The following is a 6,729-nucleotide window of genomic DNA, read 5'->3' on the forward strand; positions in this document are numbered from 1 at the left end:
TGCCGAGCGGCGCGCCTTCGTGTTCTCGGTGCGCCAGACCGGCAACCAGATCGGCGCCGTTTGCGGCTCGCTGGCCCTGCCCGCGATCGCCATCGTGTTCGGACCGGTCTGGTGCTATGCGGCCGTTGCTGCCTTGGCGCTACTGGCGATCGCGCTGTTCGAACGGTTGCGGCCGGCCTATGCCGGCAAGGTCGCCCCGCCGCCGAAGCTCGATCTCCGCGCGCGGGTGGCGCTGGTGATCGCGGACCGGCGGATCGCGATGCTGGCGCTGGCCTCGATGCCGTTCAGCGCGATGCAGGTGTCGCTCAACACGGTCTTCGTCACGCTCGGCACACGCGAGCTCGGCCTCAGCCATATCGAATCCGGCATGGCGCTCGCCTGCGCGCAAGCCGGCGGCCTGATCGGCCGTCTCGGCTGGGGCTATGTCGCCATGCGGCTCGATGCCTCGCGCGCCGTCCTCGTCGTCATCGGCCTCGGCATGGCCTTCTGCGCCGCGCTGCTCGGCCTGAATGGCGCTTCGCTCGGCCGCAGCGGACAATTCATCATTGCCGCATTGTTCGGCCTGACGGCGTCGGGCTGGAACGGCGTCTTTGTCGCCGAGATCGCCCGCCTCGCCCCGCAGGACCGGATCGGCGAGACCACCGGCGCGGTGCTGACCGCGTCCTATGCCGGTCTCCTTGCCGCGCCCGCGCTGGTGTCGATCCTGGATGGCGTGGCCAGCCTCGGCATGGCCTTCTTCGCCCTGGCGTGCCTTGCCCTTGGCGGTACATTGGCGTTGATCTGGGGAGGCCATGACAACGCGGACAAATAGCGCGCGCGAGACCGTTGCCGACGTCAGCGCCGGGCGGACCAATGCCGTCGAGACCGCGAAAGCCGCGCTCGGCCGCATCGAGGCCGCCAAGCCCTGGAACGCGGTCGTCACAATCGATCCCGCACGCACGCTGGCGGATGCTGCGGCGGTCGATGATTGCCTGCGTATGGGCGAGATCATGCCGCTCGCCGGTGTTCCCGTGATCGTCAAGGACAACGTCTGGGTCGGCGGCTGGCGCGTGACGCAGGGCTCGCGCTTGTTCCACCATTTCATCGCGCCGCGCGATGCCATCGCGGTCGAGCGGCTGCGCAAGGCCGGTGTCGTTGTCGTCGGCATCGGCGCGACATCCGAGTTCGCCTGCAAGGGCGTGACGACCTCGCAACTATACGGGCCGACGCGACATCCGCTCGATCCCGCGCTGACGCCCGGCGGCTCATCGGGTGGCCCGGCCGCAGCTGTTGCAGCCGGCTTGGTGCCGCTCGCGATCGGTACCGATGCGGGCGGCTCGAGCCGCAGGCCGCCGGCGCATGTCGGGGTTGCCGGCTTCAAGCCGTCCTACGGCGCGATCCCCTATGGGCCAGGTTTCGCCGAGCCCTTCTTCGGCCTCTCCGTCATCGCGCCGATCGCATCGGACGCGGCCGATATCGCGCTGGCGTTTGAAGCCATGGCCGGCGCCGACCCGCGCGATCCGGAGTCTGCCGTCGTGGTGCAGCAGGCCAAAGACATCGGCAGTCAGCGCATCGCGTTCTCGCCGCGCCTTGGTCTCGACGTCGCGATCGACGACGTCGTCGCGAATGGCCTCGCCGCCGCCGTCGACCGGCTTTCCGCAGCGGGTTTACGCATCGCGCGACGCGATCCTGTCTGGCCGGCAGATGCCACGGAGGATGCGATCATGCCGCTGCAGCATGCGGGTCTCGCGGCGCTCCACGGCGATAGCTTTCGCAAGGATCCGACTGTCTTCGATCCTGACATCGCCAAGCAGATCGAGCGAGGTTTCTCCTGGTCGGGTGCGGAGGTCGCCGCGGCGCTGCTCGCGAGCACCGCGATCGCCAATGCCTTCGCCGCGTTCTTCACTGAGGTCGACCTCCTGCTGGCGCCGACCGTCCCCTGCGTCGCCTGGCCGCTGACGCAGCTCGGCCCTGATATGATCGGCGGAAAGCCCGCAAGCCCGCGGGCCCACGCGGTGTTCACGCCCTTCGTCAATCACGCCCGCCTGCCGGCGATCTCGATTCCGTGCGGAACGGATCGGCGCGGGCTTCCCTTCGGCCTTCAGATCATCGCGGCGCGCGGGCAAGACCGCTCGCTCCTCGCAGCAGCGCAAGAGATCGAAGCGATCTTGCGCAGTGCCTGACGCAAACGGAGACTCCCATGGTTGAGAACGCTCATTCGACAATTCGACCGCTCGACCCCCGCGACCGGTGGTCCGAGCTGTCCCGGGCGGAGCGCAGTGCCGCCTATGACAACAACGCGGCGGTCAAGAACAGCCCCGCCCTGATCGCCGAGCGCAACGAAGCCTCAAGCCGGCTGCGGGGCACGCTCAGGTCCCATCTCGACCTGCCCTACGGCGAGCGGGCCAACAACAAGATCGACCTCTATCCGGCGGCGAAGGCTGATGCGCCCTGCCTGGTGTTCCTGCATGGCGGCTACTGGCAGCGCAATTCGCGCGAGCTGTTCGCGATGCTGGTCGAAGGCGTCGCCGCGCATGGCTGGTCGGTTGCGATCCCCGGCTATTCGCTGGCGCCCGAGGTGTCCCTCAGCGACATCGTCGCCGAGATCCCGCGCGCGCTCGACTGGCTCGCGGCGCACGGCGCGTCCTACGGCGTTGCCGGACCGGTCGTGCTGTCGGGCTGGTCCGCCGGCGCCCATCTCGCTGCCATGGCGCTGGATCATCCGCGCGTCCAGGCGGGGCTCGCGCTCTCGGGCGTCTACGATCTCGCACCGATCCGCGATACGGGATTGAATTACGCGCTGAAGCTGACGGACGAGGAGATCGCCACGCTGTCGCCGTTGCGCCTGCCCGTCACCCGGAAGCGTCTCGACATCGCCTATGGCAGCAGCGAGCTGCCGGCGCTCGTCTGCGATTCCATCAATCTCTACGACAGGCGCGTGGCTGCGGGAGCGCCGGGCAAGCTCATCTCGGTCGAAGGCGCCGACCATTTCACCATTCTCGAGGCTTTGCGCCGCCCGGACGGAGTCCTGGTGGAGGCTGCGCAGCGGCTGCTGGACTAAACTTCGAGAACAACCCCATGCACAGTAGCGATGTCGTTGTTTGCAAAGGCGAATTGTTTGAGGGCCGATCGACACCGCCGCCGCCGCTTTGACTCGTCGGGCAAAACAGGGGCATGATGTCATCATCGCCCCGGCTGCCGCTCCTGCATCTCAATCCAGATTCGCTCGCCCGTGATCCGCACCGGATAACGCCGCAGCGGCCGGCTCGGCCATCCCGCGGTGATTGCGCCATCGCGCAAATCGAACGACGCCGCATGGCGGGGACAATTGAGGCGCCCGGCCGTCACCTGCCCCAAGGCCAGATCCGCCTGCTCGTGCGGGCATGCACGTTCGCAGGCGACGACGTCGCCGTCGTTCCAGATCACGAGCAGGTCGCGCCCGGCGACGCGGACGATCGTCTCCGCCTTCAACCGGTCGAGATCGCAGACGGCAATCCACCCGGCGTCGTCACCCACCGAGATAGGCCTTGCGCACATGCTCGTTCGCGATCAGCTCGGTCCCGGCACCCGACAGCACGATGCGGCCGTTCTCGAGCAGATAGGCATGATCGCACATCTCGAGCGCAGCGAAGGCGTTCTGCTCGACCAGCAGCACCGTGGTGCCGGCATCGCGAATGCCGCGGATGATCGCAAAGGTGCGCTCGACGATGTTGGGGGCGAGCCCGAGCGACGGCTCGTCGAACATGATCAGGCGCGGCCGCGACATCAGCGCGCGGCCGATCGCAAGCATCTGCTGCTCGCCGCCCGACAGCGTGCCCGCCGCCTGCCGGCGCCGCTCGGCGAGCCGCGGGAATTCCGAGTAGATACGATCGCGGTCGGCCGCGATCTCGCCCGAACGACGCCGGAGGTAAGCGCCCATATCGAGATTTTCCTCGACGCTCATATGCGGAAACACGCGCCGCCCTTCCGGACAATGCGCGATGCCGCTCGCCAGCACGCGCGGCGGCTTCGCGCCGGTGATGTCGATGCCCTCGAACTTCATCTGGCCCGAGCGCGGCGGCACCAGGCCGGAAATCGCGCGCAGCGTCGTGCTCTTGCCGGCGCCGTTGGCTCCGATCAGGGCGACCAGCTGGCCGGCCTTCACGTCGAGCGAGATGCCGCGCAGCGCGGTGACGCCACCGTAGCCGCAGACCATGTCGCGGATCTCAAGCACGTCCTGCTCCATGTCCAAGATAGGCTTCGATGACAGCAGGATCGTTGCGGATCACCTCCGGCTTCCCTTCCGCGATGATGCGGCCATAGTTGAGCACCACGATGCGATCCGAGACGGTCATCACCATCGGCATGTCGTGCTCGACCAGCAAAATCGTGATGCCGCGGTCGCGGATGCCACGGATCAGCTCGACGAAACGGTGCGTCTCCGAGGCGTTCATGCCGGAGACGGGCTCGTCGAGCAGCAGCATCGACGGCTCGGCCGCCAGCGCCAGCGCGACGCCGACCAAGCGCTGCTCGCCGTAGGAGAGCGAACCTGCCGCATCGTGGACGCGGCGTTCGAGCCCGACCCATTCGAGCAGCTCGCTCGCGCGCTGCCGCAGCTTGCGCTCCGAGGCGCGCGCGCCTGGCAGGCCGAGGATGGCGTCGAGCAGCCGGACCCGGCCCTGCCGGTGCAGGCCGATCAGGAGGTTGTCATAGACGGTGTCGTTCGGGAATACGCTGGTGCGCTGGAAGGTGCGGATCAGGCCGAGATCGGCGATCTCGTGCGGCTTCAATCCGGCGAGCGCAGTGTTGCGATAGGTGACGCGGCCGGCGCTCGGCGTCAGGAAACCGGTCATGACGTTGAAGGCGGTGGTCTTGCCGGCGCCGTTCGGCCCGATCAGGCTGACGATCTCGCCCTCGCCGACCTCAAAGCTCATGTCGGAGATCGCGACGAGGCCGCCGAAGCGGACGGCGACCTGATCGATGGTCATGGCGATGCTGCGCGCCGTCATCACGCCGGCTCCTTGGCACCGGTTTCACTGAGCGCGACCGGCGCCAGCGCCGTCGTCCCGCTCCGTCGCCGGGTCAACCGCTGCGCCAGCGACGGCACGATGCCGCGCGGCAACACGAACAGGATGGCGATCAGCACGCCGCCATAGGCGATCCACTGCGCTTCCGGCGCCATCACAGGCCGCAGCGCGACCGGCAATAGGCCGAAGATCAGGCCGCCGACGACGGGACCCGCCAGCGAGCCCTTGCCGCCGCTGATGACCATGATCACCATCGTGACGGTGTTGATGAAGGCGAAGACTTCAGGATCGATGATCCGGATGTAGTGTGCATAGAGACTTCCGGCCGCGCCGGCGATCGCGGCGGAGATCACCGCAGCAATCGTCAGCGTCCTGGTCACGTCGATGCCGACCGAGACGGCGAGCGTTTCGTTCTCCATCAGGCCACGCATGGAGCGGCCGAAATGGGAATGAACGAGGCGCGCGATCAGGAGATAGGCAATGAGCGCAACGACCAGGACGAGATAATAGTTGTGGAATTTCGTGCGCAGTGTCAGCTCGCCAAAGCTGGGCAAGGGCAACGCGACGGACGGGATATTGGTCAGCGCCAATGGACCCTGCGTCAGCTCGACCCAGTTCAGCGCGACCAGCCGGACCACCTCGGCAAAGGAGATCGTCACAATGACGAAATAGGCGCCGCGGACGCGGAACGACAACAGACCGACGAAATAGCCGCACAATCCTGCAATCAGGATCGCCAGCACGAAGCCTATGATCGGCGGCCAGGGCGTGTGAACCAGCCGAAAGCCGCCGGGCAGGCCGATGTCGAAACCAAGCGACGTCAGCGCGCTGACATAGGCGCCGATGCCGAAGAAGGCGATATGACCGAGGCTGAGCTGGCCGGTGAAGCCAAGCAGCAGATTGAGACTCATCGCGCCGATGACGAAGATGCCGGTCGTGATCAGCGCGTTGAGCAGATAGGGATCGCGCAGCCAGAGCGGCACCGAGGCCAGCGCCGCGACGGCGAGAATGGTGACGATCGTCTTCATCCGACGCGCTCCGCGCGCGCGAACAGGCCGGTCGGCCGGAAGATCAGCACCGCGATGATGATGAGAAAGCCCATGGCATCGCGGTAGCCGGACGAGACGTAGCCGGCGCCGAGCTCCTCGGCCAGCGCCAGGATGAAGCCGCCGATCACCGCGCCCGTGATGTTGCCGAGGCCGCCGAGGATGACGATGGCGAAAGCCTTGACCGCGGCGAGATCGCCCATCTGCGGGAAGATCACGTAGACCGGCCCGAGCAGCGCGCCCGCGGCGGCGGCGAGGCTAGAGCCGATCGCGAAGGTCGAGGTGTAGATCATGTCGACGTTCACGCCCATCAGCGACGCCGTGTCATGGTCCTGGAACGTCGCCCGCATCGCGCGGCCGAGGCTGGTCTTGTTGATGAGCAGATACGTCACAAGGATCAACATGGCCGCAGCGGCGAGCACGAACAGGCGCAGCCAGGAGACGGAGACCGGCCCCAGCACCAGCGGCGCCTCCGGGAATGGCGTCGCCACCGCTTTCGCGACTCCGCCCCAGATCCACAGCGTGCCCGACTGCATCGCGATCCAGGCGCCGATCATCACCAGCATGGTGGTGTCGATGTCGGAGCCGCGCAGCGGACGCAGCAAGGTCAATTCGATGGCCGCACCCAGCAGCCATCCGGCCAGCACGGCCACCGGTAGCGCGAGAAAGAAGTTCAGCCCGATCTGCTGCACCACGAT

General features: G+C 67.3%; 8 protein-coding genes. 3 read left to right on the forward strand and 5 right to left on the reverse strand.

The window, feature by feature from the left end; all coding sequences use genetic code 11:
- The 3 genes from XF30_RS25730 to XF30_RS25740 all read left to right on the forward strand — a co-directional run.
- A partial coding sequence (locus XF30_RS25730) for an MFS transporter (protein ID WP_109144219.1) occupies positions 1-811 on the forward strand: 811 nt, incomplete at its 5' end.
- Positions 792-2,162: an amidase gene (locus XF30_RS25735; protein WP_109144220.1), complete on the forward strand. Its 1,371-nt coding sequence runs from the start codon at positions 792-794 to the stop codon at positions 2,160-2,162. The genes XF30_RS25730 and XF30_RS25735, both read left to right, overlap by 20 nt.
- 17 nt (positions 2,163-2,179) lie before the next feature.
- Positions 2,180-3,040: an alpha/beta hydrolase gene (locus tag XF30_RS25740; RefSeq protein ID WP_109144221.1), complete on the forward strand. Its 861-nt coding sequence runs from the start codon at positions 2,180-2,182 to the stop codon at positions 3,038-3,040.
- Positions 3,041-3,162: 122 nt separating this feature from the next.
- Here XF30_RS25740 and XF30_RS25745 read toward each other — a convergent pair whose 3' ends face one another.
- The 5 genes from XF30_RS25745 to XF30_RS25765 form a co-directional block, all read right to left on the reverse strand.
- The gene (locus tag XF30_RS25745) at positions 3,163-3,495 is read right to left on the reverse strand and encodes a Rieske (2Fe-2S) protein (protein ID WP_502696139.1); all 333 of its coding nucleotides are present in this window, start codon (positions 3,493-3,495) and stop codon (positions 3,163-3,165) included.
- A complete protein-coding gene (locus tag XF30_RS25750) occupies positions 3,488-4,192 on the reverse strand; it encodes an ABC transporter ATP-binding protein (RefSeq protein ID WP_192893248.1) in 705 nt (234 codons plus the stop codon). The genes XF30_RS25745 and XF30_RS25750 overlap by 8 nt, the downstream gene beginning before the upstream one ends.
- Positions 4,185-4,967, reverse strand: coding sequence for an ABC transporter ATP-binding protein (locus tag XF30_RS25755; RefSeq protein WP_192893249.1), 783 nt, complete (start codon positions 4,965-4,967; stop codon positions 4,185-4,187). Before XF30_RS25755 ends, XF30_RS25750 begins: the two co-directional genes overlap by 8 nt.
- Complete coding sequence (locus XF30_RS25760; RefSeq protein WP_109144225.1) at positions 4,967-6,013, reverse strand: branched-chain amino acid ABC transporter permease; 1,047 nt, start codon at positions 6,011-6,013, stop codon at positions 4,967-4,969. Before XF30_RS25760 ends, XF30_RS25755 begins: the two co-directional genes overlap by 1 nt.
- Positions 6,010-6,729 (reverse strand): branched-chain amino acid ABC transporter permease (locus XF30_RS25765; protein WP_109144226.1); only part of this gene is annotated, 720 nt, incomplete at its 5' end. The genes XF30_RS25765 and XF30_RS25760, both read right to left, overlap by 4 nt.

This window comes from Bradyrhizobium sp. SUTN9-2 (genome assembly GCF_003122645.1).
GTDB lineage: Bacteria > Pseudomonadota > Alphaproteobacteria > Rhizobiales > Xanthobacteraceae > Bradyrhizobium > Bradyrhizobium yuanmingense.

Excerpts from the sequence above, each read along its gene's own strand:
- XF30_RS25735 (WP_109144220.1), top strand. The coding sequence starts at position 792 with ATGACAACGCGGACAAATAGCGCGCGCGAGACCGTTGCCGACGTCAGC.
- XF30_RS25740 (WP_109144221.1), top strand. The coding sequence starts at position 2,180 with ATGGTTGAGAACGCTCATTCGACAATTCGACCGCTCGACCCCCGCGAC.
- XF30_RS25755 (WP_192893249.1), bottom strand. The coding sequence starts at position 4,967 with ATGACGGCGCGCAGCATCGCCATGACCATCGATCAGGTCGCCGTCCGC.
- XF30_RS25760 (WP_109144225.1), bottom strand. The coding sequence starts at position 6,013 with ATGAAGACGATCGTCACCATTCTCGCCGTCGCGGCGCTGGCCTCGGTG.